At 74.3% G+C, this 25014-nt stretch carries 25 protein-coding genes; 10 read left to right on the top strand and 15 right to left on the bottom strand.

Going from position 1 to position 25014, the window contains the following annotated elements; translation table 11 throughout:
- Positions 1-60 precede the first annotated feature (60 nt).
- The 7 genes from ABEA81_RS38685 to ABEA81_RS38655 all read right to left on the bottom strand — a co-directional run bounded on the left by ABEA81_RS38685 (position 61) and on the right by ABEA81_RS38655 (position 6581).
- Positions 61-516, bottom strand: a complete 456-nt coding sequence (locus tag ABEA81_RS38685; protein ID WP_345612447.1) for an arginine repressor — start codon at positions 514-516, stop codon at positions 61-63.
- Positions 513-1436, bottom strand: a complete 924-nt coding sequence (gene argF, locus ABEA81_RS38680; RefSeq protein WP_345612445.1) for an ornithine carbamoyltransferase — start codon at positions 1434-1436, stop codon at positions 513-515. The genes ABEA81_RS38685 and argF overlap by 4 nt, the downstream gene beginning before the upstream one ends.
- Positions 1429-2631 (bottom strand): acetylornithine transaminase, encoded by a 1203-nt coding sequence (locus tag ABEA81_RS38675; protein WP_345612443.1) that lies wholly within the window; start codon positions 2629-2631, stop codon positions 1429-1431. Before ABEA81_RS38675 ends, argF begins: the two co-directional genes overlap by 8 nt.
- The gene (argB, locus tag ABEA81_RS38670) at positions 2628-3518 is read right to left on the bottom strand and encodes an acetylglutamate kinase (protein ID WP_345612441.1); all 891 of its coding nucleotides are present in this window, start codon (positions 3516-3518) and stop codon (positions 2628-2630) included. Before argB ends, ABEA81_RS38675 begins: the two co-directional genes overlap by 4 nt.
- Positions 3502-4692, bottom strand: coding sequence for a bifunctional glutamate N-acetyltransferase/amino-acid acetyltransferase ArgJ (gene argJ / locus ABEA81_RS38665; protein WP_345612439.1), 1191 nt, complete (start codon positions 4690-4692; stop codon positions 3502-3504). The genes argB and argJ overlap by 17 nt, the downstream gene beginning before the upstream one ends.
- Complete coding sequence (gene argC, locus ABEA81_RS38660; protein ID WP_345612437.1) at positions 4689-5708, bottom strand: N-acetyl-gamma-glutamyl-phosphate reductase; 1020 nt, start codon at positions 5706-5708, stop codon at positions 4689-4691. Before argC ends, argJ begins: the two co-directional genes overlap by 4 nt.
- 309 nt (positions 5709-6017) lie before the next feature.
- A complete protein-coding gene (locus ABEA81_RS38655) occupies positions 6018-6581 on the bottom strand; it encodes a DinB family protein (protein ID WP_345612435.1) in 564 nt (187 codons plus the stop codon).
- 90 nt (positions 6582-6671) lie between these two features.
- Here ABEA81_RS38655 and ABEA81_RS38650 point away from each other — a divergent pair, with 90 nt between their 5' ends.
- Positions 6672-7622 (top strand): helix-turn-helix transcriptional regulator, encoded by a 951-nt coding sequence (locus tag ABEA81_RS38650; RefSeq protein ID WP_345612433.1) that lies wholly within the window; start codon positions 6672-6674, stop codon positions 7620-7622.
- A gap of 41 nt (positions 7623-7663) precedes the next feature.
- On the opposite strand, the gene ABEA81_RS38645 is transcribed toward ABEA81_RS38650, so the two are convergent.
- Positions 7664-8056, bottom strand: coding sequence for a DUF7715 family protein (locus ABEA81_RS38645; protein WP_345612431.1), 393 nt, complete (start codon positions 8054-8056; stop codon positions 7664-7666).
- A 69-nt stretch (positions 8057-8125) separates the two neighbouring features.
- On the opposite strand from ABEA81_RS38645, the gene ABEA81_RS38640 reads away from it, so the two are divergent.
- Positions 8126-8809: a DNA alkylation repair protein gene (locus ABEA81_RS38640; RefSeq protein ID WP_345612430.1), complete on the top strand. Its 684-nt coding sequence runs from the start codon at positions 8126-8128 to the stop codon at positions 8807-8809.
- Positions 8810-9026: 217 nt separating this feature from the next.
- Here the strand turns inward: ABEA81_RS38640 and pheT are convergent, their stop codons facing one another.
- From pheT to infC, 6 genes are all read right to left on the bottom strand, one after another.
- A complete protein-coding gene (gene pheT, locus ABEA81_RS38635; RefSeq protein ID WP_345612428.1) occupies positions 9027-11537 on the bottom strand; it encodes a phenylalanine--tRNA ligase subunit beta in 2511 nt (836 codons plus the stop codon).
- A gap of 21 nt (positions 11538-11558) precedes the next feature.
- Positions 11559-12608: a phenylalanine--tRNA ligase subunit alpha gene (gene pheS / locus ABEA81_RS38630; protein WP_345612427.1), complete on the bottom strand. Its 1050-nt coding sequence runs from the start codon at positions 12606-12608 to the stop codon at positions 11559-11561.
- 13 nt (positions 12609-12621) lie between these two features.
- Positions 12622-13434 (bottom strand): TrmH family RNA methyltransferase, encoded by an 813-nt coding sequence (locus ABEA81_RS38625; protein ID WP_345612466.1) that lies wholly within the window; start codon positions 13432-13434, stop codon positions 12622-12624.
- A gap of 5 nt (positions 13435-13439) precedes the next feature.
- Positions 13440-13817, bottom strand: coding sequence for a 50S ribosomal protein L20 (gene rplT, locus ABEA81_RS38620; protein ID WP_345612425.1), 378 nt, complete (start codon positions 13815-13817; stop codon positions 13440-13442).
- Between the two features lie 78 nt (positions 13818-13895).
- Complete coding sequence (rpmI, locus tag ABEA81_RS38615) at positions 13896-14090, bottom strand: 50S ribosomal protein L35 (RefSeq protein ID WP_345612423.1); 195 nt, start codon at positions 14088-14090, stop codon at positions 13896-13898.
- Between the two features lie 75 nt (positions 14091-14165).
- Complete coding sequence (infC, locus tag ABEA81_RS38610) at positions 14166-14762, bottom strand: translation initiation factor IF-3 (RefSeq protein ID WP_345612421.1); 597 nt, start codon at positions 14760-14762, stop codon at positions 14166-14168.
- Between the two features lie 264 nt (positions 14763-15026).
- Here infC and ABEA81_RS38605 point away from each other — a divergent pair, with 264 nt between their 5' ends.
- Positions 15027-16001 (top strand): ATP-binding cassette domain-containing protein, encoded by a 975-nt coding sequence (locus ABEA81_RS38605; RefSeq protein WP_345612419.1) that lies wholly within the window; start codon positions 15027-15029, stop codon positions 15999-16001.
- A complete protein-coding gene (locus ABEA81_RS38600) occupies positions 15998-16828 on the top strand; it encodes an ABC transporter permease (RefSeq protein WP_345612418.1) in 831 nt (276 codons plus the stop codon). The genes ABEA81_RS38605 and ABEA81_RS38600 overlap by 4 nt, the downstream gene beginning before the upstream one ends.
- Here the strand turns inward: ABEA81_RS38600 and ABEA81_RS38595 are convergent.
- The gene (locus ABEA81_RS38595) at positions 16810-19929 is read right to left on the bottom strand and encodes a BTAD domain-containing putative transcriptional regulator (RefSeq protein ID WP_345612417.1); all 3120 of its coding nucleotides are present in this window, start codon (positions 19927-19929) and stop codon (positions 16810-16812) included. The genes ABEA81_RS38600 and ABEA81_RS38595 overlap by 19 nt on opposite strands.
- Before the next feature lie 79 nt (positions 19930-20008).
- Here ABEA81_RS38595 and ABEA81_RS38590 point away from each other — a divergent pair, with 79 nt between their 5' ends.
- Genes ABEA81_RS38590 through ABEA81_RS38565 form a run of 6 tightly spaced genes read left to right on the top strand, consistent with a single transcriptional unit; the run spans position 20009 to position 24910 of the window.
- Positions 20009-20554, top strand: coding sequence for a hypothetical protein (locus ABEA81_RS38590; RefSeq protein ID WP_345612415.1), 546 nt, complete (start codon positions 20009-20011; stop codon positions 20552-20554).
- Between the two features lie 56 nt (positions 20555-20610).
- Positions 20611-21471 (top strand): DUF4097 family beta strand repeat-containing protein, encoded by an 861-nt coding sequence (locus ABEA81_RS38585; RefSeq protein WP_345612413.1) that lies wholly within the window; start codon positions 20611-20613, stop codon positions 21469-21471.
- An 11-nt stretch (positions 21472-21482) separates the two neighbouring features.
- Entirely contained in the window at positions 21483-22433 is a 951-nt protein-coding gene (locus ABEA81_RS38580) for an ATP-binding cassette domain-containing protein (protein WP_345612411.1), read from the top strand.
- A complete protein-coding gene (locus tag ABEA81_RS38575) occupies positions 22430-23212 on the top strand; it encodes an ABC transporter permease (RefSeq protein ID WP_345612409.1) in 783 nt (260 codons plus the stop codon). The genes ABEA81_RS38580 and ABEA81_RS38575 overlap by 4 nt, the downstream gene beginning before the upstream one ends.
- A gap of 24 nt (positions 23213-23236) precedes the next feature.
- Positions 23237-24439, top strand: a complete 1203-nt coding sequence (locus tag ABEA81_RS38570) for a cytochrome P450 (protein WP_345612407.1) — start codon at positions 23237-23239, stop codon at positions 24437-24439.
- A gap of 42 nt (positions 24440-24481) precedes the next feature.
- Complete coding sequence (locus ABEA81_RS38565; protein ID WP_345612405.1) at positions 24482-24910, top strand: MerR family transcriptional regulator; 429 nt, start codon at positions 24482-24484, stop codon at positions 24908-24910.
- Positions 24911-25014: the final 104 nt, after the last annotated feature.

Raw genomic sequence — 25014 nt, 5'->3', positions numbered from 1 at the left:
CTTGGGGCTCCTTGCTCAGAGTTCGCAGTCGGAGGAGTTCGCAGTCGGAGGAGTTCGCGGTCAGAGGTCACGCAGGCGCGCGACGAGTTCGGCACCGGTGAGGGGCTCTCGGGCCACGACCAGGAGTGTGTCGTCGCCCGCGATCGTGCCGACGATGTAGTTCAGGGCAGCGCGGTCGAGCGCGCTCGCCAGGTACTGGGCCGCACCGGGCGGGGTGCGCAGGACCGCAAGGTTCCCACTCGCGTCCGCGGACGTGAGCACCTCCCCCAGCAACCGCGCCAGCCGGGCGGTGCCGCCCTCGACGCCGCGCACCGGGCTGCCGTCGTCGGGGATCACGTAGGCGCCGCGGACCTTGAGCGCGCCCAGCTCGTCGAGGTCGCGCGACAGCGTGGCCTGCGTGGTGGCGATCCCGTCGTCCTCCAGCAGGGCGAGCAGCTCGGTCTGGCTGTGCACGGCCCGGTCCCGGATCAGCTCGACGATCCGGGCCTGCCGGGCCGCGCGCGTTCCCGTGGTCATGCTCGTCGGAGCAACCACGAGAGCAGTGCCTTCTGTGCGTGCAGCCGGTTCTCGGCCTCGTCCCAGACGGCGCTGCGCGGACCGTCCAGCACCTCGTCGGTGATCTCGTCGCCCCGGTGGGCCGGCAGGCAGTGCAGCACGATCGCGCCCGGCGCGGCCCGCTCCAGCAGTGCCGCGTTGACCTGCAGCGGCCGGAACGGCCCCGCCCGGTCGAGGCCGTCGTGCTCCTGACCCATCGAGACCCACGTGTCGGTGACCACCACGTCGGCGCCGTCGACCGCGGCGTGCGGGTCGGCGACCAGCTCCACGCCGCCACCGGTGTCGGACGCCCGGTTCTTCGCGTCGCGCAGCACGCCACCGTCGGGCTGGAAGCCCTCCGGCGCGCAGATCCGGACGTGCAGCCCGGCGGTGGCGCCGCCGAGCAGCAGCGAGTGGGCCATGTTGTTGGCGCCGTCGCCGAGGTAGGTCAGCGTGAGCCCGGCGAGGCGCCCGAACCGCTCGCGGACGGTCTGCAGGTCCGCGAGCACCTGGCAGGGGTGGAACTGGTCGGTGAGCGCGTTGACGACCGGCACCGTCGCGGCGGCGGCCATCTCCTCGATCCGGGACTGGTCGCCGGTGCGCCACACGATCGCGTCGACGAAGCGCGACAGCATCCGGGCGGTGTCGCCGATCGTCTCGCCGCGGCCCATCTGGCTGGACCGGGCGTCGACGATCAGGGGGTGCCCGCCCAGCTGCGCGATCCCGGCCTCGAACGACAGCCGGGTGCGGGTGGAGGCCTTGTCGAACAGCACGGCGACCGGGCGCGGGCCTGCGAGCGGGCGGTGGGCGTACCGGTCGGCCTTCATCGCGTCGGCGAGGTCGAGGATCTCCCACTGCTCGTCGGGTGTGAGGTCGTCGTCGCGGAGGAGGTGCCTAGTCATCGTTCGCCGCATCCAGGAACTTCGGGAAGGCCGCGAGGAACTCCTGGGCTTGCTCGGAGGTGAGCACGAGCGGCGGGACCAGCCGGGTCCGGTCCGGCACCGCGTTGTTGACGAGGAACCCGCCGGCGCGCGCCGCCGTCGCCACCGCGGTGGACACGGGCTTGCGCAGGCCGATGCCGATCAGCAGGCCGGCGCCGCTGACCCCGTCGACGAGCGGGTGGCCCAGCGCCTCGACCGAGGTCGCGATCTCCTTGCCGACCTGCGTGACGTGCTCCAGCAGGCCCTCGGCGGCGATCGTGCGCAGCACGGCGAGCGCCGCGGCCGCGACCACCGGGTTGCCGCCGAACGTCGTGCCGTGCTGGCCGGGCGTGAGGAGGTCGCCCGCGGCGCCCAGGCCGATGCAGGCGCCGATCGGCAGGCCGCCCGCGAGGCCCTTGGCCAGCGTCACGACGTCGGGCACCACACCGGCCTGCTGGAACGCGAACCACGAGCCGGTGCGCCCGATGCCGGTCTGCACCTCGTCGAGCACGAGCAGGGCGCCGTGCTCCTCGGTGATCCGCCGCGCCGCGGCGAGGTAGCCCTCCGGCGGGTTGACCGCGCCGGCCTCACCGAGGATCGGCTCCAGGAACACCGCGGCCGTGTCGGCGTCGACGGCCGCCTCCAGCGCGGCCACGTCGCCGTACGGCACGTGCTCCACGCCCGGCGTCATCGGGTAGAACGGCGCCCGCTTCGGCTCCTGGCCGGTGAGGGCGAGCGCCCCCATCGTGCGGCCGTGGAACGCGTTCTCACAGGCGATGATCTTCGACCGGCCGGTGCGGCGCGCCATCTTGAACGCGGCCTCGTTGGCCTCGGCGCCGGAGTTGGAGAAGACGACCCGGCCGGGCTCCCCGATCAGCTCGAGCAGCTTCTCCGCCAGTTCGAGCGGCGGCTCGGTGATGTAGAGGTTGGACGTGTGGCCGAGCGTCTGCATCTGCTGCGTGACGGCCTCGACGACGGCGGGGTGCGCGTGCCCGAGCGCGTTGACGGCGATGCCGCTGACCAGGTCGAGGTAGCGCTTGCCGGCGGCGTCCCACACCTCGGCGCCCGTGCCGCGCACGAGCGTGAGCGGCGGCGTGCCGTAGTTGTCCATCATCGCGGCCTGCCACCGCTGCGTCAGGTCACCCTGCGCCGACGATTCGTTCGCGAGCTCACTCATGGGGTCACCATCGTTCCGACTCCTTCGGAGGTGAAGACCTCGAGCAGCACCGAGTGCGGCATCCGCCCGTCGATCACGTGGGCCTGCGGCACGCCACCGCGCACCGCCCGGAGACAGGCCTCCATCTTCGGCGCCATGCCGCTCGCCAGGCCGGGCAGCATCGGCTCCAGCTCGTCGGCGGTGAGCGCGCTGATCACCGACTCCGGGTCGGGGTAGTTCGCGAACAGCCCCGCCACGTCGGTGAGCACCACGAGCTTCGCGGCGCCGAGGCTCGCCGCCAGCGCGGCGGCCGCGCTGTCGGCGTTGATGTTGTAGACGGTGCCGTCGACGTCCGGCGCGACGCCGGCGACCACCGGGATCCGCCCGGCCCTGACGATGTCGAGCACTGCGTCCGGGTTGACGTGCACCACGTCGCCGACCAGGCCGATGTCGACCGCCTCGCCGTCGACGAGCGCCGTGCGCTTCTGGGCGGTGAACAGGTGGGCGTCCTCGCCGGACAGGCCCACGGCGTACGGGCCGTGCTGGTTGATCAGCCCGACGAGCTCCCGGCCGACCTGGCCGACCAGCACCATCCGCACGACGTCGATCGTCTCCGGCGTGGTGACGCGCAGGCCGCCGCGGAACTCGGCGGGCAGGCCGAGCCGGTCGAGCATCGCGGTGATCTGCGGGCCCCCGCCGTGCACCACGACCGGGTGGATGCCGGCGAGGCGCAGGAACACCATGTCCTGGGCGAACGCCTGCTTGAGCTCCTCGTCGACCATGGCGTTGCCGCCGTACTTGACGACGACGACCTTGTCGTGGAACCGCTGCAGCCACGGCAGCGCCTCGGCGAGGACGCCGGCCTTCTCACCCGCGCGCTCGAGCCGGGCCTCAAGAGGAGTACGCACTGTTCTCCTCCACGTAGCCGTGGGACAGGTCGGTGGTGAGGATCTCGGCCTCGCCGTCGCCGAGGCCGAGCACGACCTCGACGACGATGTCCGCGCCCTTGAGGTCGACGGCGGCTCGGTCGCCCGCGGCCACCCCGCCGCGGCAGAGCAGCACCCCGTTGATCGTGACGTCGATCCGGTCCGGGTCGACCGCGGCGTCGGAGTAGCCGACGGCGGCCGCGATCCGGCCCCAGTTCGGGTCGGAACCGAAGAGCGCGGTCTTGACGAGGCTGTCGCGGGCCACCGTGCGGGCGATCGTGACGGCGTCGTCCTCGGTGGCCGCGCCCGCGACGCGCACCGCGATCCGCTTCGTGACACCCTCGGCGTCGGCCTGCATCTGCCGCGCCATGTCCTTGCACAGGTCGGTGAGCACGGCCCTGAACGCCGCGGTGTCGGGGACGACCCCGGACGCGCCCGACGCGAGCAGCAGCACCGTGTCGTTGGTGGACATGCAGCCGTCGATGTCGAGCCGGTCGAAGCTCACCCGCACCGCGGCGCGCAGCGCCTCGTCGAGCACGGGGGCGTCGACCACGGCGTCGGTGGTGACGACCGTGAGCGTCGTGGCCATCGACGGCGCGATCATCCCGGCGCCCTTGGTGAAACCGCCGATCGTCCAGCCCGCCGGGTCGGCGTGCCCGACCTGCTTGGCGACGGTGTCGGTGGTCATGACCGCGGTGGCGGCGGCCAGGCCCGCGGCGGCGTCGGCACCCAGTGCGGCGTGCGCGGCGGCGACGCCCTCGAGGACGTCGTCGCGCGGCAGCTGCGAGCCGATGAGGCCGGTCGAGCAGACCGCCACCTCCACGGCGCCGCAGCCGAGCAGCTCGGCGGCCTTCTCCGCGGTGGCATGGGCGGTCTGGAAGCCCTCCGGGCCGGTGCAGGCGTTGGCGTTGCCCGCGTTGAGCACGACCGCGCGCAGCCTGCCCGTGGTGAGCACCTGCTCCGACCACAGGACCGGGGCGGCCTTGACCTTGTTGCGGGTGAAGACGCCCGCCGCGGCGTGCTGGGGGCCGTCGTTGACGACGAGGGCGAGGTCGGGGCCCTCGCCGTTGCGGATCCCGGCGACCACGCCGGAGGCCCGGAAGCCCTGGGGCTGCGTGACGCCCTGTGCCGATGGTTCGCTCGCGAGCTCGCTCACGGAGCGACCCCCGCGATCGGCAGGCCCGAGGTCTCGGACAGGCCGAGCGCCAGGTTCATGCACTGGATGGCGCCGCCGGCGGTGCCCTTGGTCAGGTTGTCGATCGCGGCGACCACGACCAGCCTGCCGGCGTCCGGATCGACCGTGACCTGCAGGTGGACCGTGTTGGCGCCCAGGGTGGACGCGGTGGCCGGCCAGCTGCCCTCCGGGAGGAGGTGCACGAACGGCTCGTCGGCGTATGCCTTCGCGTACACCTCGACCGCCTCGGCCGCCGACGTCTGCGTGCGGGCCGTGCAGGTGGCGAGGATGCCGCGCGGCAACGGAGCCAGGACGGGGGTGAAGCTCACCGAGACGGCCGCGCCGGCCGCCGCGGACAGGTTCTGCACCATCTCCGGCGTGTGCCGGTGCACGCCGCCCACCCCGTAGGCGGACAGCGAGCCCATCACCTCGGCACCGAGCAGGTGCGGCTTGAGCGACTTGCCCGCACCCGACGTCCCGGTGACCGCCGTGACGACGACCTCGGGCTCCACGATCCCGGCGGCGAACGCCGGGGCCATGGCCAGGCTCACGGCCGTCGGGTAGCAGCCGGGGACGGCGACCCGCTTCGCGCCCCGGAGTGCATCCCGCGCTCCGGGCAGCTCGGGCAGGCCGTACGGCCAGCTCCCGGCGTGGGTGCCGCCGTACCAGCGCTCCCACGCGGCCGGGTCGGCGAGCCGGTGGTCCGCACCGCAGTCGATCACCACGGTGTCATCGCCGAGCTGTGCGGCGAGCTCCGCGGACTTGCCGTGCGGCAACGCGAGGAAGACGACGTCGTGCCCGGCGAGCGTGGCCGGTGTCGTGTCCTCCAGCACGCGGTCGGCCAGCGGGAGCAGGTGGGGCTGGTGCGCCCCCAGGCGCGTGCCCGCGCTCCCGCCCGCCGTGAGGGTCCCTATCTCCACGTCCGGATGCGCGAGCAGGAGCCGGAGGAGCTCTCCCCCGGCGTACCCGCTCGCGCCTGCTACCGCTACCCGCGCCATGCGTATGACTATGCACGCCGGCGCAAGCCGATGCAAACCTCGCCGGTCGACGGGATCGTGACACGAGCCGCACCCCTGCGATCCATGCCACGTTCGTGCTGATCAGCGGCCGCCGCCCGCCCATGTGCGGCGCAGTTGCGGGCTGGCCCCGAACCACCTGTCAGCCACGCGACTCGTGTCGCCTACGCGGCCCGTCGACGGGATGCGTGAAGCGGGACGGTGATCCGGCCCAAGCCCGGTCTCATCGCCGGCGCCGGCCACGGCGGCCGATTCGGCAACACACACTCCATCGGGCGGGGACCACCAGGCTCAGCCCATCGTCTTCTGCCCGTCCAGGGACTCCCTGATGATGTCGGCGTGCCCGGCGTGCTGGGCCGTCTCGGCGACGATGTGCAGGAAAGCCCGCCGCACCGTCCGCGTGGCGCCCTTCGGGAACCACGGCGCCTCGGGCAGCGGGTGCGACAGGTCGAGGTCGATGGTGGCCACCAGCTCGTCGGTGCGCCGGGCGACCTCGTCGTAGCGGGCGAGCACGCCCTCCAGGGTCTCGTCGGGGAGCAGCTGGAAGCCCTTCTCGTACCGCTCGACCAGCTCCGGGCTGGGCTCGCTCCAGTCGACGTCGCCGCCGCCCATCGCGTCGGGGCCGTCGAGGATGAAGTCCACCCAGCCCGACTCGGTCTCGGCGACGTGCTTGATCAGCCCGCCGAGGGTCAGCTCGCTCGTCGTGGTGCGCTGCCGGGCCTGGTCGTCGGTGAGCCCCTGCACGGTGTGGCGCAGGAACTGCCGGTGCACCCTGAGCGTCTCCAGGATGTCGGCACGCTCGCCGGTCAGCGCGGTGGTCATCTCGGGGGCCTCCTGCTGGGTCGGGCTGGTCATCGGTTCCGCCTCTCCGTATCGGTGCTGTCGAGGACTACGTTATGGCCTCAAGTGCCACTTTCTGACCTCAATTCGGGAGAATCTGAGGCCATGGCGAACACGAGCTCGCGGACGCTGCGGCTGCTGTCCCTGCTGCAGACACACCGGTACTGGCCGGGCCCGGAGCTGGCCGACCGGCTCGGCGTGTCCGTGCGGACGCTGCGCCGCGACATCGACCGACTCCGCGAGCTCGGCTACCCCGTGGAGGCGAGCCGCGGCGTCGACGGCGGCTACCAGCTCGCGGCCGGCGCCGCGCTCCCGCCGCTCGTGCTGGACGACGAGGAGGCCGTGGCGCTCGCCGTCGGGTTGCAGGCCGCCGCACAGGGCGGGGTTGCCGGCATCGCCGAGTCGTCGGTGCGGGCGCTCACCAAGGTGGTGCAGGTGATGCCGCCGCGGCTGCGGCGCCGCGTGGACGCGCTGCGGGCCATGACGGTGCCGGTGACCTGGGGCGGCGCCGCGCCCAGCACCGACCCGGCCGTGCTCACCGCCCTCGCGCAGGCGTGCCGGGACACCGAGCGGCTCGAGTTCGCCTACAGCGCGAGGTCCGGCGAGCGCACCGACCGGCACGTCGAGCCGCTCAGGCTCGTGTCGCTCGGCCGCCGCTGGTACCTCGTCGCCTACGACCTGACGCGGCACGACTGGCGCAGCTTCCGCGTCGACCGGATCGACGCTCCCCGGGCAACCGGCGCCCGGTTCCTACCCCGCACGCTGCCCGCGGAGGACGCCGCCGCGTTCGTGCGTGCATCGACCGAGCAGGTGCCCGGCTGGACCGTTGAGGTGCTGGTCGACGCGCCCACCGCGACGGTGCGGAAGATGGTGGACCGCTGGGGCACCGCCGACGACACCGGCGACGGGCGGTGCCGGCTGCAGATGCGCGTGGACTCGCTCGACTGGCCGGCCATGCTGCTCGGCGCGATCGGCGCGGACTTCGAGGTGGTGTCCCCGCCCGAGCTGCTCGACCACGTGCGGGGCTGGGCCCGCACGTTCGACCGCGCCACCTGACCCGGCGCCACCCGACCGGCGCCACCCGGCGGAGCGCGCTCCTAGCCCGTGTCGGCGAGGCAGCGGACCACGAGCTCGTCGAGCCGTCGCTCGACGACCGAGCCGGCGGGCCAACCCAGGACCAGCGCGGCCAGGTCGACGGCCTCCGACATCGCGCAGTCGGCGCACGGGTTCCAGCCCTGCTGCTGGAGGCTGGACCGGATGGCCAACGCGTACTCCGCGAGCGAGAGCGGCACCTCGGCGATCCGCGCGGTGGTGGTGGCCCGGTGCGAGTTGAGCCCGCCGAACCCGCGCCCGCAGCCGCAGCCGCCGTCCGGGTCGCCGCGGCCGCGGGCGCACACCTCGTTGATCCGCACCAGCTCGCCCTCGATGCAGTGGTGGTAGTCGTTCGGCCGGTCGCCCTGGGTGGCGGCCGTGGCCACGAGCACGTTCATCTCGTCCCCCTTCTCCCACGCGAAGGGTGAGGCGGGTCACCGACATTTCCGAGCCGTACCGTCCGGGGCGTGCACCCGATCGTCACGCGGCTGCGGGCCGATCTCGCCGCCGTGGCCGACCCGGCCGCGGCCCCCGAGATGCAGCAGTACATGAAGTCCGCGATGCCGTTCCGCGGTGTCCCGAAACCGGCCCGGGAGCGGCTCCTGAAGGCGGCCGTCGCCGCGCACCCGCTCGCCGACGCCGCGACGCTGGATGCCGTCGTGCGCGAGCTGTGGGACGGCGCGGAGTTCCGCGAGGAGCGCTACCTGGCCCTCTCGCTCACCGGGCTCCGGCGCCACGCGGCGTGGCTCGACCCGTCCTGGGTGCCGCTGCTGCGCCACCTCGTCGTCACGGGTGCATGGTGGGACTTCACCGACGAGATCGCGAGCCGCCGGATCGGCCCGCTCCTGCGGGCGCACCCCGGGTCCCTGCGCCCCGTGGTCCGCGGGTGGATCACCGACCCGGACCGCTGGCTGCGCCGCACGTCCGTGATCTGCCAGCTCCAGGCCGGCGGCGACACCGATACCGCGCTGCTCACCGAGGCGATCGAGGCCAACATCGCCGACCCCGACTTCTTCCTCCGCAAGGGCATCGGCTGGGCACTGCGCCAGCACGCCCGCACCGACCCGGGCTGGGTCCGCGCGTTCGTCGCCGAGCACCCGGACCTGTCACCGCTCTCCCGGCGCGAGGCACTGCGCCACCTCGGCGCCTGACGCGGGCCGGCGACGCAGCTCTGATCGTTCGCGACGCGGCTCTGATCGTTCAGAGATCCGGGTTTCGGCCCTCCGAAGGGCCATCGCGCCGAACTCGTATCGATCATGCGCCACTGATCGCTCCGGGATCCGCCTCATCGTCCTCCGGAGGGCGTCGATCGTGACCTCGGAAGGATCGTGCCGCGGGGCCGGACTCACCGGATCGGGCCGCGCGGCGTCAGACGCGCAGGCTCGCCCCGTACCGCCGTCCGGCGAGCGCCACCGCCGCGTCGCGGGCCTCGTTGGCCTCCTCGCTGGTCAGCGTGCGGTCGGGCGCGCGGAACCGGAGGGTGAACGCCAGCGACCGCCGGCCCTCGCCGACCTGCTCACCGGTGTAGACGTCGAAGAGCCGGACGTCCTCGAGGAGGTCGCCGCCCCCGTCCTGGAGGGTGTCGGCGATGTCGGCGGCCGGCACCCCGGCGTCGGCCACCAGCGCGACGTCGACCGCGATCGGCGGGTACGGCGACACCTTCGGCACGGGCCTGCGGTCGTCCAGGGGGATCGCGTCGAGGTCCAGCTCCATGGCGCAGGTGCGCTCCGGCAGCCCGAGGGCCTCCACGACCTTCGGGTGCAGCTCGCCCGCGTGGCCGACGACCCAGTCCCCGACGCGCAGCGCGGCACACCGGCCGGGGTGGAACGGCGCCAGCGTGGCCGCGGTGACCCGCAGCTCGACGCCCGCCGCCTGCCCGACGAGCCGGGCGGCCTGCACGGCGTCGGCCCACCCGGCCGCGCGACCCGGTCCCCACCATCCGCGCGCCTCGCGCTCGCCGGCGAGCACCGCCGCGACGTGCAGCGGCTGCGCCGGCAGGGCGGCCTCGATCTGCGCCAGCTCGGCGTCGGACGGGCGGCCGGTGACGTCCGGGTCGGGCATCGGCTTCGGCTCGGCGTGTGGCAGCACGACCTGCCCGACGTGGTACAGCGCGAGGTCGGCGGCGCCGCGGGATCGGTTGCGCACCAGCGTGTCGAGGAGCCCCGGCAGCAGCGTGGTGGCGAGCTCGGCGCGCTCGGCGTCGAGCGGGTTGAGCACGGGCACGGTGCGGCGGCGCACGTCGTCGGCCGCCAGCCCGAACGCGTCCCACGCGGCGGGCCCGACGAACGGGAACGGCAGCACCTCGACGTACCCGGCCTCGGCGAGGGCCCGCGACACGGCGCGGCGGCGCTGCTGGCCCGGGGTGAGCCCGCGGCCGGCGGGCGCGGCGGGCAGCACCGACGGGATCACGTCGTAGCCCTCCAGGCGCAGCACCTCCTCCACCAGGTCGGCGGGCTGGGCGAGGTCGGGTCGCCACGACGGCGGGAGCGCGACGACCCGGGCGCGGCCGTCGTCACCGGTGACCAGGTCAACGGCGCAGCCGATCTGCGAGAGCCGCCGGACGGTGACGCCCGGCGCGTACGCGACGCCCGCCACCTCGTCGGGCAGGTTGATCGGCATCCGGACGGGCGTCTGCCGGGGCGCGGCGCCGGCGTCGGTGCGGCCCGCGGCGAGGGTGCCACCCCCGTGCTCGACGAGCAGCTGCGCCGCCCGCTCGGCGGCCACCGGCGGCAGCTGCGGGTCGACCACCCGCTCGAACCGCTTCGACGCCTCCGACGGCAGCTTGTGCCGCCGTGCGGCGCGCGCGATCACGGCCTGCTGGAAGTGCGCGGCCTCGATGAGGACGTCGATGCGCCCGTCCTCGCCCGGCACTGTGCCGTCGGACCGGCCTCCGGCCGTGGCGATCTCGGTCGACGCCCCGCCCATGACGCCCGCGAGCCCGATGGGCCCGGAGTCGTCGGTGATCAGCAGGTCGTCCGGGTCGAGGGTGCGCTCGACGTCGTCGAGGGTGACGAGCTTCTCCCCCGCCCGGGCGCGGCGCACGACGATCGGGCCCGACACCCGGTTGGCGTCGTAGGTGTGCAGCGGCTGGCCGAGCTCGAGCATCACGTAGTTGGCGACGTCGACGATCAGCGAGATCGGGCGCATCCCGGCCGCGAGGAGCCTGCGCTGCATCCACCACGGCGAGGGCGCGGCCGGGTCGACGCCGTCGACGCGGCGGGCGACGAACCGCGCGCACCCGGGGTCGGGCAGCTCCACCGGCCATGCGTCGCCGTCGGCGGCCGGCACGTCGACCCGGGCGGCGGGGTCGGCGAAATCGGCGTCGAGGGAGCCTGCCAGCTCGCGGGCGAGCCCGCGGACCGAGAAGCAGTAGCCCCGGTCGGGGGTGATGGCCAGCTCGACGACCGGGTCGTCGCGCCCGAGCAGCGGCAGGGCGTCGGCGCCGGGCTCTGCCGTGCCGGGCGGGAGCACCATGATCCCGGCGTGGTCGGAGCCGAGTCCGAGCTCGCGCGCGGAGGCGATCATGCCGTCCGAGACGTGGCCGTAGGTCTTGCGCGCCGAGATCGGGAACGGCCCCGGCAGCACGGCGCCCGGCAGCGCGACGACGACGAGGTCGCCCGCCACGAAGTTGGACGCGCCGCAGATGATGCCGCGCACCTTCTCGCCGACGTCGACCTGGCACCAGCGGATGGGCTTCTTCAGCCCCTCGAGGACCTCGAACTCCAGCACCCGGCCGACGACGATCGGCCCGGTCAGCTCCGGGGGTTCGTGGACGTCCTCGATCTCCAGCCCGACGCGCACGAACGCCTCGGCGGTGTCGTCGGCCGATGGGGTCGCCTCGCCGATGTGCTCGGCGAGCCAGGACAGCGGAACACGCACTCTTCGCCCTCCCGGGCAGACTCAGACGCCGAACGCGCGGCTGAACCGCACGTCGCCCTCGACCATGTCGCGCATGTCGGGGATGCCGTTGCGGAACTGCAGCGTGCGCTCCAGTCCCATGCCGAACGCGAACCCGGAGTGCACCTCCGGGTCGATGCCGCAGGCGCGCAGGACGTTGGGGTTGACCATGCCGCAGCCGCCCCACTCGACCCAGCCCGCGCCGCCCTTCTTCTCCGGGAACCAGACGTCGACCTCGGCCGACGGCTCGGTGAACGGGAAGAACGACGGCCGCAGCCGGGTGCGGGACTCCGCGCCGAACATGGCGCGGGCGAACGCGTCGAGGGTGCCCTTCAGGTGGGCCATCGTGATCCCGCGGTCGACGGCGAGGCCCTCGACCTGGTGGAACACCGGGGTGTGGGTGGCGTCGAGGGCGTCGGTGCGGAACGTGCGGCCGGGGCACACGACGTACACCGGCAGCTCCCGCTCCAGCAGCGCGCGGACCTGCACCGGTGAGGTGTGGGTGCGCAGCACGGTGCCCGACTGCTCGGACTCCCCCAGGTAGAAGGTGTCCTGCATCGTGCGGGCCGGGTGGTCCTTGCCGAAGTTCAGCGCGTCGAAGTTCAGCCAGGACGACTCGACCTCGGGGCCCTCGGCCACCTCCCAGCCCATCGCGACGAACACGTCGGCGATGTGCTCGGCGACCTGGGTGATCGGGTGCCGGGCGCCGCGCGGCACGCGGTCCCACGGCAGCGTGACGTCGACGGCCTCCTCGGCGAGCACCCGCGCGTCGCGTTCCTCGACGAGCACGGCGCGGCGGGCGTCGAACGCCTCCTGCGCCTGCTGCCGCGCGGCGTTGACGCGCTTGCCGGCGTCGGCTCGGTCGGGCCCGGGCAGCGAGCCGAGCTCGCGGCGCGCGAGCAGGATCGGGGCGCGGTCGCCCAGGTGCGCCGGGCGCACGGCGGCGAGCTCCGCGAGGTCGGACGCCTCGGCGAAGGCCCGCTCCGCGGCGGCGACGGCGGCCTTCAGCGCGTCGGGCTCCAGCAGGCTCTGGAGGTCCGTGCTCTCAGTCATGGTGGAAGGGATCCTATCCGCGACGTGCGGCGGCACTCGCGTAGAGGCAGACGGCGGCCGCAGCGGCCAGGTTCAGGCTCTCCGCCCGGCCGTGGATGGGAATGCGGACGCGGTGGTCGGCGCGCGCCGCGAGGTCCCCGGGCACACCGTGCGCCTCCCCGCCGAAGACCCAGGCCACCGGCCCGGCCAGCACCGGCCGGGCGGCGGGTTCGTGCAGGTCCAGCTCGCCCGCCGCGTCGGCGGCCAGCACGGTGAGGCCGGCGGCGGCGCAGGCGTCCAGCACGGCGGTGGCGTCGCGGTCCCGGGCCAGCGGCAGGTGGAAGACGCTGCCCGTGGAGGCGCGCACCGCCTTGCCGTTGTGCGGGTCGACGGTGTCGCCTGCCAGCAGCACGGCGTCGGCGCCCGCGGCGTCGGCCACCCGGATCACCGTGCCGGCGTTGCCCGGGTCGGCGATGCCGGCGCACACGGCCACGAGCGACGGGTGCCGGCCCAGCGCGGCGTCGACGGGGACGTCGAGCAGGTCGCAGACGGCCACGAGACCCTGCGGCGTGACGGTGTCCGACAGCGACCCGGCGGCCGTGTCGGTGACGAGGCTGGTCCGCGCGCCGGCCCCCGCGGCGGCCTCGACCAGGTCGGGATGCCGCTCGGCGGCCGCCGCCGTGACGAACAGCTCGTGCACCCGGGCGTACCGGACGGCCTCGCGGACCGCCTGTGCCCCCTCCACGAGGAACCGCCCGGCCCGATCACGTCCCGCGCGCCGCAGCAGCTTGCGGGCTGCGACAACGCGCGGGGTGCGTTCGGTGCCGGGCGGTTCGGCAGGTGCCAGAGCGCTCAGGCGGCGCTCCCGTTCTGCGAGGGCACGTTCGCGCGGGCGAGCTCGACGAGCGCGGTGAACGCGGCCGGGTCGCTGATGGCGATCTCCGACAGGTTCTTGCGGTCGACCTCGACACCCGCGGCCTTGATGCCCTGGATGAAGCGGTTGTACGTCATGCCGTTGGCGCGGGCGGCTGCGTTGATGCGGGTGATCCACAGCTGCCGGAAGTCGCCCTTCTTGGCGCGGCGGTCGCGGTAGGCGTAGTTGAGCGAGTGGAGCATCTGCTCCTTCGCCTTGCGGTACAGGCGCGACCGCTGCCCGCGGTAGCCGCTGGCCAGCTCGAGGGTGGTGCGGCGCTTCTTCTGAGCGTTGACCGCGCGCTTCACGCGTGCCATGAGGGTGTTCCTTAATGTCGGGCCGGCGGCGGGTTGGCCGCGCCGGTCAGGCGGGAGGGGTTCGTCGAGGGGCCGCTGTCAGCGGCCGAGGAGCTTCTTGACGCGCTTGACGTCGGCCTTGCTCACGGGCACGACGCGGGACAGGTCGCGCGTCTCCTTGCTCGACTTGACCTCGAGGCGGTGCCGCAGGCCGGTCTGCTGGCGCAGCAGCTTGCCCCGGCCGGTGACCTTGACCCGCTTGGCGATCCCGCTGTGCGTCTTGTTCTTGGGCATGACTGTTCCGTTCACCGTTGACGCCCCCGGGGGCAGGGGCGTCGAGCTTGTCGTACCGGGCGATCCGTGGAGCCGTCAGCCCTGCGGCGCGTCCGCCGGCCCCGCTGCGGGGGCCGTGGCGCGCGGGCGAGCTGCCGGCTTCTTGTTCGGAGCGATCACCATCGTCATGTTCCGCCCGTCCTGCTTGGGCGCGGCCTCGACCGTGCCCAGCTCCGCCACGTCCTCTGCAAGACGCTGGAGCAGCCGGAAGCCCAGCTCGGGGCGGGACTGCTCGCGGCCGCGGAACATGATCGTGACCTTGACCTTGTTGCCACCCTCGAGGAAGCGCACGACGTTGCGCTTCTTGGTCTCGTAGTCATGGGTGTCGATCTTCGGCCGGAGCTTCTGCTCCTTGATCGTGGTGAGCTGCTGGTTGCGGCGGGACTCCCTGGCCTTCTGCGCGCTCTCGTACTTGAACTTCCCGTAGTCCATGAGCTTGCAGACCGGCGGGCGGGCCTGGGCGGCGACCTCGACGAGGTCGAGCTCGGCCTCCTGCGCGAGCCGCAGGGCGTCCTCGATGCGCACGATGCCGACCTGCTCCCCGTTCGGCCCGACCAGGCGGACCTCGGGAACGCGGATGCGGTCGTTGATGCGCGTCTCTGTGCTGATGGGGTCTCCTCGTATCGACGTCACTGCAGTTGGTACAGCGCTGTGCGCGACGAAAAACGAAGACCCGTGATACGCCGGCGGAGCCTGTGGCTCACCGGCGGACCGGACCCGGACACCTTCGAGATGGCGGGTGGGAGCGGGGCTCCGCTTGTCGCCCTGACACGCCCAACAACGCGCGACAGGGTGGTCGCATTCCGGAGGGTACCAGTGCCGGGCCGCCCCGCGTCCACCCGGCTCTGTCAGCGGAATGTCGCCGGGTTGTCAGCGCCGTCCCGCAGTCTCGTCGACATGCAACCAGTCATCCAGGCCGAGGGCCTGGTGAAGCGCTTCGCGGACACGACCGCGCTCGCCGGCGTCGACTTCTCCGCCCGCCGCGGCACCGTGCTCGGCCTGCTCGGCCCGAACGGCTCCGGCAAGACGACGTCGGTGCGGGTGCTGACCACCCTCCTGCGCCCCGACGCCGGGCGCGCGCGCATCCTCGGGCGCGACGTGGTGCACGACGCACCGGCCGTCCGCTCCCTGATCGGCCTCACCGGCCAGTACGCGGCCGTCGACGACGCGCTGTCCGGCACCGACAACCTCGTGCTCGTCGGCCGCCTGCTCGACCTGCCGCGCCGCGCGGCCAAGGCCAGGGCCGCCGAGCTGGTCGGCCGGTTCGGCCTCACCGAGGCCGCGGGCCGGCTCGTGCGCACCTACTCGGGCGGCATGCGCCGCCGGCTCGACCTCGCGGTCAGCCTCGTCGGCCGCCCCGAGGTGCTGTTCCTCGACGAGCCGACCACCGGGCTCGACCCGCGGCACCGCGGCGAGGTGTGGGACGCGGTCCGCGCGCTCGTCGCCGACGGCGTCACGGTGCTGCTCACCACCCAGTACCTGGAGGAGGCCGACCAGCTCGCCGACGACCTCGTCGTGCTCGACCGCGGCCGCGTGATCGCCGCCGGCACCCCGGCCACGCTGAAGGCCGAGGTCGGGGGCCAGCGCCTGCACGTCCGCCCGCTGTACCGCGAGGACCTCCCCCGCGTCGCCGCGCTGGTCGCCGAGCAGGCACCGGACCTCGAGCCGGTCGTGGACGCGGCGGGCGAGCTGGTCCTGCCCTCCGCCGACACCGGGCTGCTGCACCGGCTCGGGGCACGGCTCGACGAGAGCTGGATCCCGGTCGCGGAGCTGGGCCTGCGGCTACCGAGCCTCGACGACGTCTTCCTGACCATCACCGGGCACGCCGCGGAGAACGACCCGGACACCGACTCCGAACCGGAGGCCGCATGACCACCACGACCGAGGCCGCACGCCGGAACGCAGTGACGACCCCGCCCCCGGCACCGGCCGCGCCCCGCGTGCCGTCGGCGCTGCGCCACGGCGCCACCCTCGCCCGGCGCGGCATCGTCAAGACGATCCACTCGCCGGAGGCGCTGCTCGACGTCACCCTGCAGCCGGTGATCTTCCTGCTGCTGTTCGTCTACGTCTTCGGCGGCGCGATCTCCGGCGACACCGCGACGTACCTGAACTTCGCCCTGCCCGGGGTCCTCGTGCAGACGTTCGTGTTCGCGTCCGCCGGCACCGGCGTGGCACTCGCCGACGACCTCAGCACGGGCATCTTCGACCGGTTCCGCAGCCTCCCGATCGCCCGCTCGGCGCCGTTGCTGGGCGCGATCGGGGCCGATCTCGTCCGGTACCTGACGTCCGGGCTCATCATGCTCGGGCTGGGCGTGCTCCTCGGGTTCCGCTTCGGCACCAACCCCCTGGCCGTGCTCGCCGGCCTCGGCCTGGTGACCGTGTTCGCGTTCGGCCTGTGCTGGGTGTTCACCGCACTGGCGATGGTGGTGCGCCAGCCCCGCTCCGTGCAGGGCCTCAGCGCGCTGATCATGCTTCCCATCACCTTCGGCAGCAACGTGTTCGTCCCCGCCGAGACGATGCCGTCGTGGCTGCGCTGGTTCGTGGAGCTCAACCCCGTGTCGAAGCTGTCCGACGCCGTGCGCGGGCTGTTCACGGGCGGCCCGGTGGCCGGGCACGCGACGGCGGCGCTGCTGGCCTCCGCCGTGATCATCGCGATCTTCGCGCCGCTCGCGGTGACCCTCTACCAGCGCCGGACCTGACCGGCCGCGTCTCCCACGTACGCGACCAGTGCGGCGAGGCCCTCGTCGCGGGGCAGTTCCCGGCCCCGCCGCACGGCCTCGTCCGCGCCCGCACCCATGGCGGCCCGGACGCGGTCGTGCGCGGCGAGCACCTCGGGGTTGCCGACGTCGGTGGCCCCGCGCTGCATCGCGGCGACGCCCAGCAGCAGGCCCGCGGTCCCCGGGTCGCCCTCGTCCAGCGCGAGCGCCGCGGCGACCTCGGCGACCGCCGCGACGACGGGCCCGTCGACGGAGTCCGCCGCCGCCTCGGCCGCGATCGCGAGCCGCGCACGGGCGGCCGCCCGGTCGCCCGCCGCCAGCTCGACCGCGGCCCCCGCGGTGGCGCACGCCGCCATCCGGTGCGGGCGTCCCTTCCGTTCGGCCGTGTCGACGTCCGCGAGGTGGCGCCGGGCCTCGTCGAGGTTCCCCGCCATCCGCTCGACGTGGGCGAGCGAGATGCGCAACGCACCGTCCACCCCGGGCGCGTACCGGGCGAGCGCCTCGTGGAGCCGGGCACGGGCCGCGTCGAGGTCGCCCCGGCGCGCGGCGAGCAACGCGCGGTTGCCCAGGAACTGCGGCAGGTCGTCGTCGTTGCCCAGCTCCGTGGCGAGTGCGATGGACTCGTCGTACGCGGCCTCCGCCGCGTCGTGGTGGCCCGCGACGTCCTCCAGCTCGCCCAACGAGTGGACGACGATCCCCAGCCCGAACCGGTCGCCGACGGCCCGGAACTCCTCGTGCGCCACCCGCAGCAGGAGCCGCTCCCGGTCGACCTCGCCCTCGTTCTCCGCCACCATCGCGAGCAACTGGTGGGCGAACCCGCGCACCCACCGGTCGTGGGACTCGGCCGCGAGGCGCCGGACGTCGTCGCTGCCGCCCCCGCCGAACAGCGCGAAGGCCGGACCGGCCAGCTCGAGCAGCGGAGGCAGCGGCCGCGGCAGCTCCCGGCACAGGCCGAGCGCGCTGTCGATCTCGACCCGCACCCGCGCGAAGTCCCGCCGGGCGGCGCGCAGGAGGGCCATGTGCGCGTGGTTCAACGCGCGGGCCCGGGCCGGTGCCGGGCCGTCCATGGCAGCGACGAGGTCGAGCCACCGGTCCGCGTCGTCGAACAGCCCGCGGATGACCCACGACCACACCATGGCCGCCACGATCCGGTGCGCGCTCGCCGCATCCCCCGCGGCGAGCGCCCGGTGCAGCGCGACGTCGATCTCCTCGGCCTCGGCCCGCAACCGGGCGAGCCACGGCAGCTGGTCGGCGCGGCGCAGGTGCGGCTCGGCGGCCTCGACGAGCTCCAGCAGCACCGCGAGGTGCGCCGCCTCGGCGGCGTCCCGCTCCCCCGCCTCGTCGAGGCGCTCGGCGGCGTACTCGCGGATCGTCTCCAGCATCCGGTAGCGGGTCGGCGCGCCGTCCGGCTGCGGGACGGCGACCACGATCGACTTGTCGACCAGCGACGCGAGCAGCTCGAACACGTCCCCGGAGACGGGCGGCCCCGCGCAGACCCGCTCCGCGGCCGCGGCTGTGGCCCCACCGGCGAAGGCCGCGAGCCGCCGCGCGACCGCCCGTTCGGCCTCGCCGAGCAGGTCCCAGCTCCAGTCGACCACGGCCCGTAGGGTCTGGTGCCGCGGCAGGGCCGTGCGGGCGCCCGACGTGAGCAGCCGGAACCGGTCGTCGAGGCGCGCGGCGATCTCGGCAGGGGACAGCGTGCGCAGTCGCGCGGCCGCCAGCTCGATCGGGAGCGGCTGGCCGTCGAGCCTGCGGCAGATCTCGTCGACGGCGGGTGCGACGTCCGGGGTGAGGGCGAACCCGGGGCGCACGGCGGCGGCGCGGTCGGCGAACAGGTGCGTGGCGTCCGCCGGTGTGAGCGCGTCGACGGGGTGCAGCACCTCGCCCGCCACGCCGAGCGGCTCCCGGCTCGTCGCCAGCACCCGCAGGCCCGGACAGGCGTGCAGCAACGACTCGGCGAGGGTGGCGACCGCGTCGACGAGGTGCTCGCAGTTGTCCAGCACCAGCACGACCCGGCGGCCGGCCAGCGCCCCGACGAGCCGGGCCGTCGTGTCCGGTTCGGCCCCGTCGCCGGAGCGGACCAGCAGCTCGGGCTCGCCGACGGCGGCGAGCACCGCGGCCGGGAGCTGGTGGGCGTCGGTCAGCGCGGCGAGCTCGGCCACGCGGGCCTCGTCCACGCCGCCCGCGACCGCTTCCCTGGCCAGCCGGGTCTTGCCCGCGCCCCCGGGCCCGATGAGCGTGACGAGCCGGACGCTGGCGAGTAGCTCGCGGACCCGGTCCACGTCGCGATCGCGCCCGACGAAGCTGGTGAGCGCCGGGACCGGGCCCGGCCCCGGGCGCCGCGCGGGCGCCGCGGCGCCGCGCAGCACGGCGAGCCGGGCCTCCTCGAGCTCCGCGCCCGGGTCGACGCCCAGCTCCTCGACGAGGCGGTGCCGGGTGCGGTCCAGCGCCGCGAGCGCGTCGGCCTGGCGGCCCGCGGCGTGCAGCACGCGGGCCAGCAGCGCGGCGGTGGTCTCCCGCAGCGGCGCGGCGTCCAGCTGGGCGGTGAGCGCGTCGATCTCCGGGGACGGCTCGCCGAGCAGCAGCGCGAGCCTGGCCCGTTCCTCGACGGCGGCCGCCCGGCGCTCGGCCAGCCGGTGCGCCGCGGGTTCGGCGAACGGCAGCTCCCGCACGTCGGCCAGCGCGGGTCCACGCCACAGCCCGAGCGCCTGCCCGAGCAGCGCGTGGCCGGCACGTGGGTCGCCCGCCCCGCGCGCGGCGGCCACCAGATCCCCGAACCGCGCCGCGTCCACGGCGTCGGGCGGCACCTCGAGGCGGTACCCCCCGGCGACGGTGGCGACGAGCTCCGGCCCGAGGGCGCGGCGCAGCCGGGACACCAGCGCCTGCAGCGCGTTGGTGGCGCTACCGGGCGGGGCGTCCCCCCACAGTGCGTCGACGAGCGCCGCCACCGGCACGGCGTGGCCCGCGTCGAGCGCGAGCCGGGCCAGCAGCCCGCGCACGCGCAGGCCACCGAGCGGGACGGACGCGCCGTCCCGCCGCGCGTCGTGCACCACGGCAACGGCGCCCAGCAGCCCGATCAACACGGGCCAAGTGTGCCTCGGCACCACGGATGGCACCAAACGCTCCTTGACTTGGCATCATCGTGGTGCCACTGTGGCACCCATGGACCTGACACCCCACGTGGAGCGGCTGCGCTACGAGCTCGGGATCGCCGCTGCCGCCGGCGGTGAGGACGCGCGGGCGCTCGCCGAACGGCTCACCGCTCCGCTGGAGTCCGCCGTGCGGTTGGTGCTGCTGGAGGCCCTGTCCGAGGCCGCCGACGAGATCACCCGGGAGCTCGCCCCCGGCTCCGTCGAGATGCGGCTGCGCGGCCGGGAGCCGGGTTTCGCCGTCACCCCGGCCCCGCACGACGTCACCACCACCGACCACGACGCACCCGACCACGACGCCGCCGGCACGACGGGGGGTGGTGCCGGCGGCGTCGCACCACCCGATCTCGACGAGGGTGCGATGACGCGCATCAACCTCCGGCTGCCCGACACCCTCAAAGCCCGGGTCGAGGAGGCCGCGGGCCGCGAGCGCCTCTCGGTGAACGCGTGGCTGGTCCGCGCCGCCACGGCAGCGCTCAGGCCCGACGACCGCGGCACCGCCCCACCCCCGCGCCGAACGCCACGCGGGGGCCAGAGCCTCACCGGCTGGGTCCGCTAGCCCGCACTCCTACATCAACTCCCGACCCACCACTCCTGACAAGGGAGGGCTTCGCCATGCCCACATTCGCCACCCCCGAACCCATCACGGTCACGCTCGACCTGGTCATCGCCGATCTCCGGCTGCGGGCGGGCGAGCGCGCCGACACCGTCGTCACGATCGGCCCGCGCGACCCGTCCAACTCCGAGGACGTCCAGCTCGCCGAGCGCACCCGCGTCGACTTCGCCGACGGCCGCCTGGAGATCCGCGCGCACCGCTCGTGGCGCAGCCTCAGCCCGTTCCGCACGGGCGGCGCACTCGAGATCGAGATCGAGTTGCCGGCCGGCTCGGAGGTGCGCGGCGAGGCGTCGATCGCCGAGGTGCACGCCGCCGGCGAGCTCGGCGCCTGCCGCTTCACGACCTCGATCGGTGACCTCACCTTCGACCGGACCGGTCCCGCGACGCTGTCGACGCACGGGCGGGTGACCGTCGGCCGGATCGGCGGAGCCGCCGAGATCAGCTCCGCGGGCGCGGTGCGGATCGACGAGACCGCCGGCACCACCACGATCAAGAACCTGAACGGCGCCACGCAGGTCGGCATCGTGGGAGGCGGCCTCACCTGCAGGTCCGCCAACGGCGGCATCTCGATCGACACCGCGCTGGCCGACGTCAAGGCCACCACCTCCAACGGCGACATCCGCGTCGACGAGGTCGTGCGCGGCGACATCTCCCTCGAAACCGCGAACGGCCGCATCGAGGTCGGCATCCGCCCCGGCACGGCGGCGCGGCTCGACGTCCACTCGCGCCTCGGCCGCGTGCGCAACGCCCTCGACGCGGCCGATGGCCCGGCCGGCTCGGACGAGATCGCCGGCGTCCGCGCCCGCACCTCCCTCGGCGACATCGTCATCCGGCGCCCCGAGACCCGCACCGCCCGATGAGGAGCCCCGACATGCCCGTCCCACCCGCGATCAGCGTGCGTGGCCTGCGCAAGGCCTACGGCGAGAAGATCGTGCTCGACGGCCTCGACCTCGACATCCCGGCCGGCTCGATCTTCGCCCTGCTCGGGCCGAACGGCGCCGGCAAGACCACCATCGTCACCATCCTCTCGACGCTGGTCCCCGCGGACGGCGGGAGCGTGCGCGTCGCGGGCCGCGATCCGGCCACCGATCCCGACGGGGTGCGCGCCGCGATCGGCGTCACCGGCCAGTTCTCCGCCGTCGACGGCCTGCTCACCGGCGAGGAGAACCTCGTCCTGATGGCCGACCTGCTCCACCTGCCCCGCTCCGAGGGCCGGCGCCGGGCCCAGCACCTGCTCGAGCGCTTCGACCTCGTCGACGCCGCCCACAAGCCCGCGGCCACCTACTCCGGCGGCATGCGCAGGCGCCTCGACCTGGCCATGGGTCTCGTCGGCCGCCCGCGGGTGCTCTTCCTCGACGAGCCGAGCACGGGGCTCGACCCGCGCAGCAGGCGCGGGCTCTGGGACATGATCCGCGAGCTCGCGGCGACCGGCGTCACGGTGCTGCTCACCACGCAGTACCTGGAGGAGGCCGACCAGCTGGCCGACCGCATCGCGGTGCTCGACCACGGCCGGATCGTCGCGGAGGGCACCGCGGACGAGCTCAAGAGCCTCGTGCCGGGCGGTCACGTCCGGCTGACCTTCTCCGACGCCGTCGGCTACGACGCGGCCGCGCGGGTGCTCACCGGCGCCGTCCGGGACGACGCCGCGCTGGCGCTGCAGGTGGCGGGCGGCGGCACCGCGTACGAGATCCGCGACCTGCTCGACCAGCTGGACCGCCTCGAGGTCAAGGCCGACCGGCTGAGCGTGCACACCCCCGACCTCGACGACGTGTTCCTCGCCCTCACCGGGCGACCGGCCCCGGTGGAGGCGAACTCCCGATGACCACTGCGACGACCACCACCCTCGCGCTGCGCGACTGCTCCACGATGCTGCGCCGGCAGCTCCGGCACCTGCAGCGCTACCCCTCGATGACGTTGATGCTCGTCGGGATGCCGGTGATCTTCCTGCTGCTGTTCGTCTACGTCCTCGGCGGCACGCTGGGGGCCGGGCTCGGCGGTGGACGCGGCGACTACGCCACCTACGTCGCCCCCGGGATCCTGCTGATGACCGTGGGCACCGCCGTCAGCGGCACCTCCGTCTCGGTGGCGATGGACATGACGGAGGGCATCGTCGCCCGCTTCCGCACCATGGCGATCTTCCGGCCGTCCGTCCTGACCGGGCACGTGCTGGGCAGCATGGTGCAGACGATGCTCTCGGTCGGCGTCGTGGCCTGCGTCGCGGTGCTGGTCGGCTTCCGCCCGGCCGCGAGCGCCGTCGGCTGGCTGGCCGCCCTCGGGACGATCGCCGTCTTCTCGTTCGCGCTGATCTGGCTCGGCGTCGCGCTCGGCATGAGCGCGGGCAGCGTCGAGACCGCGAGCAACACGCCCATGCCGCTCATGCTGCTGCCGTTCCTCGGCAGCGGGTTCGTGCCCACCGACTCCATGCCGGCCGCGCTGCGCTGGTTCGCCGAGTACCAGCCGTTCACGCCGGTCATCGAGGCCGTGCGCGGCCTGCTGATGGGCGCCCCGGCCGGTGGCCACGTCGCCGCCGCTCTCGGCTGGAGCGCGGGGATCGGGATCGGCTCCTACGTGTGGGCGATCCGCCGCTACAACCGCCTCTGAACCACCGCTGGACGGAGCACCGCCATGACCGAGACCCTCGCCCCGCGCGTCACCACCCTCCCGACCGCACGCCACCCGGACCGGCCGTTCGACCCACCCGCCGAGCTCGCCGCCATCCGCGAGCGGTATCCCCTCGTTCGGATGACCTATCCCGACGGCCACGACGGCTGGCTGGCCACCGGCTACCAGGCCGGGCGCGCGATCCTCGCGGACCGCCGCTTCAGCAGCCGCTACGAGCTCATGCACCTGCCGATGCCGATCGAGGGTGCTCCGGCCGAGCTGCCGCCTGCCCCGGTCGGCGACCTCACGGGGATCGACCCGCCGCACCACACGCGCCTGCGGCGCCTGCTCGTCGGCTACTTCACCGTGCGCCGGATGCGGGCGCTCTCGGAGCGGGTGGAGGAGATCACCGCGGCCCGGCTCGACGGCATGCAGCGGCAGGGCCCGCCGGTGGACCTCGTGACGGCGTTCGCGTCGCCGATCCCGGCGCTGGTGATCTGCGAGCTGCTCGGCGTGCCCTACGCCGACCGCGACACGTTCCAGCGCCACGTGTACACGCTGACCGACCTGAGCAGCGCGGCCGCGGCGAGGGGCGCGGCCATGGAGGCGCTCCACACGTACCTGCTCGGCCTCGTGCGGACCAAGCGCAGTCACCCCGGCGACGACATCCTCAGCAGCATCCCGAGCAGCGCCCTGACCGACGACGAGCTCGCCGGCACCGGCGCCTTCCTGCTCGGGGCGGGCCTCGACACCACGGCGAACATGCTCGGCCTCGGCACGTTCGCGCTGCTGCGCCACCCCGACCAGCTCGCCGTGCTCCGCTCGGACCGCGGCATCGTCGACGGCGCGGTCGAGGAGCTGCTGCGCTATCTGACGATCACCCACACCAACATCAGGGCCGCGCTCGAGGACGTCGAGGTGGAGGGACAGCTGATCCGGGCGGGCGAGACCGTCACGATCTCGATGCAGGCCGCCAACCGCGACCCCGTCCGGTACCCGGACCCCGACGTGCTCGACCTGCGCCGGCGCGCCACCGGCCACCTGACGCTGGGCCACGGCATCCACCAGTGCCTCGGCCAGCAACTGGCGCGCGTGGAGATGCGGGTGGCCTTCCCCGCGCTGCTCACCCGGTTCCCGGCGCTGCGGCTCGACTGCGAGCCGGCAGACGTACCGCTGCGCACCCACTCCAACATCTATGGCGTGCACCACCTCCCCGTCTCCTGGTAGCGGCTTGCCTTCGAGCGCGCTCGAAGGCCTAGCGTCATCGGCATGACCGCATCGGTGGACGCCGCGCTGGATCGCCTGAAGAGGCAGGACGCCGCGGTACCCGCCCCGGACGCCACGCTGACCATCGCCGAGATGGCCGAGCGCACCGGGGTGTCCGCCCACACGTTGCGGTACTACGAGCGGATCGGGCTGCTGTCGGTCGCCCGCGACGCCGCCGGATACCGGGTGTACACCGCAGGCGACTACGCCCGCGTGGTGTTCCTCAACCGGCTACGGATGACGGGGATGTCGATCCGCGATCTGCAGGGCTACATCGCCCTCGTCGCCGAGGGCGAGGCCAGCGTGCCGGAGCGGCTGCAGATGATGCTCGCGCACCGCGATGCGGTGCGAGCGCAGATCCAGGAGCTCACGTTCGCCCTGGAGACGATCGAGTTCAAGATCGCCGCCTACGGCGGGCACGCCCAGCCGTAGCCCCCGCTCGTCGCCCTCATCACCCCTCACCTCAGGAGACACCTGTGTCCCTACCCACCCGTGCCCTCGGCCCCCTCTCCGTGAGCGCGCTCGGTCTCGGCTGC

Origin of the sequence: Pseudonocardia adelaidensis (genome assembly GCF_039543345.1) — a bacterium.
Taxonomy (GTDB): domain Bacteria; phylum Actinomycetota; class Actinomycetes; order Mycobacteriales; family Pseudonocardiaceae; genus Pseudonocardia; species Pseudonocardia adelaidensis.
The sequence above is the reverse complement of the archived record's forward strand: the minus strand, read 5'-3'. Positions and strand labels throughout refer to the sequence as shown.

Coding starts and splice junctions, on each gene's coding strand:
- ABEA81_RS38600 (WP_345612418.1), top strand. CDS start 15,998: ATGACCACCACGACCGAGGCCGCACGCCGGAACGCAGTGACGACCCCG.
- ABEA81_RS38650 (WP_345612433.1), top strand. CDS start 6,672: ATGGCGAACACGAGCTCGCGGACGCTGCGGCTGCTGTCCCTGCTGCAG.
- ABEA81_RS38565 (WP_345612405.1), top strand. CDS start 24,482: ATGACCGCATCGGTGGACGCCGCGCTGGATCGCCTGAAGAGGCAGGAC.
- ABEA81_RS38575 (WP_345612409.1), top strand. CDS start 22,430: ATGACCACTGCGACGACCACCACCCTCGCGCTGCGCGACTGCTCCACG.
- pheS (WP_345612427.1), bottom strand. CDS start 12,608: ATGACTGAGAGCACGGACCTCCAGAGCCTGCTGGAGCCCGACGCGCTG.
- ABEA81_RS38585 (WP_345612413.1), top strand. CDS start 20,611: ATGCCCACATTCGCCACCCCCGAACCCATCACGGTCACGCTCGACCTG.
- ABEA81_RS38685 (WP_345612447.1), bottom strand. CDS start 516: ATGACCACGGGAACGCGCGCGGCCCGGCAGGCCCGGATCGTCGAGCTG.
- argC (WP_345612437.1), bottom strand. CDS start 5,708: ATGGCGCGGGTAGCGGTAGCAGGCGCGAGCGGGTACGCCGGGGGAGAG.
- ABEA81_RS38570 (WP_345612407.1), top strand. CDS start 23,237: ATGACCGAGACCCTCGCCCCGCGCGTCACCACCCTCCCGACCGCACGC.
- ABEA81_RS38605 (WP_345612419.1), top strand. CDS start 15,027: ATGCAACCAGTCATCCAGGCCGAGGGCCTGGTGAAGCGCTTCGCGGAC.
- ABEA81_RS38590 (WP_345612415.1), top strand. CDS start 20,009: ATGGACCTGACACCCCACGTGGAGCGGCTGCGCTACGAGCTCGGGATC.
- argF (WP_345612445.1), bottom strand. CDS start 1,436: ATGACTAGGCACCTCCTCCGCGACGACGACCTCACACCCGACGAGCAG.
- ABEA81_RS38655 (WP_345612435.1), bottom strand. CDS start 6,581: ATGACCAGCCCGACCCAGCAGGAGGCCCCCGAGATGACCACCGCGCTG.
- rpmI (WP_345612423.1), bottom strand. CDS start 14,090: ATGCCCAAGAACAAGACGCACAGCGGGATCGCCAAGCGGGTCAAGGTC.
- ABEA81_RS38580 (WP_345612411.1), top strand. CDS start 21,483: ATGCCCGTCCCACCCGCGATCAGCGTGCGTGGCCTGCGCAAGGCCTAC.
- ABEA81_RS38645 (WP_345612431.1), bottom strand. CDS start 8,056: ATGAACGTGCTCGTGGCCACGGCCGCCACCCAGGGCGACCGGCCGAAC.
- ABEA81_RS38675 (WP_345612443.1), bottom strand. CDS start 2,631: ATGAGTGAGCTCGCGAACGAATCGTCGGCGCAGGGTGACCTGACGCAG.
- rplT (WP_345612425.1), bottom strand. CDS start 13,817: ATGGCACGCGTGAAGCGCGCGGTCAACGCTCAGAAGAAGCGCCGCACC.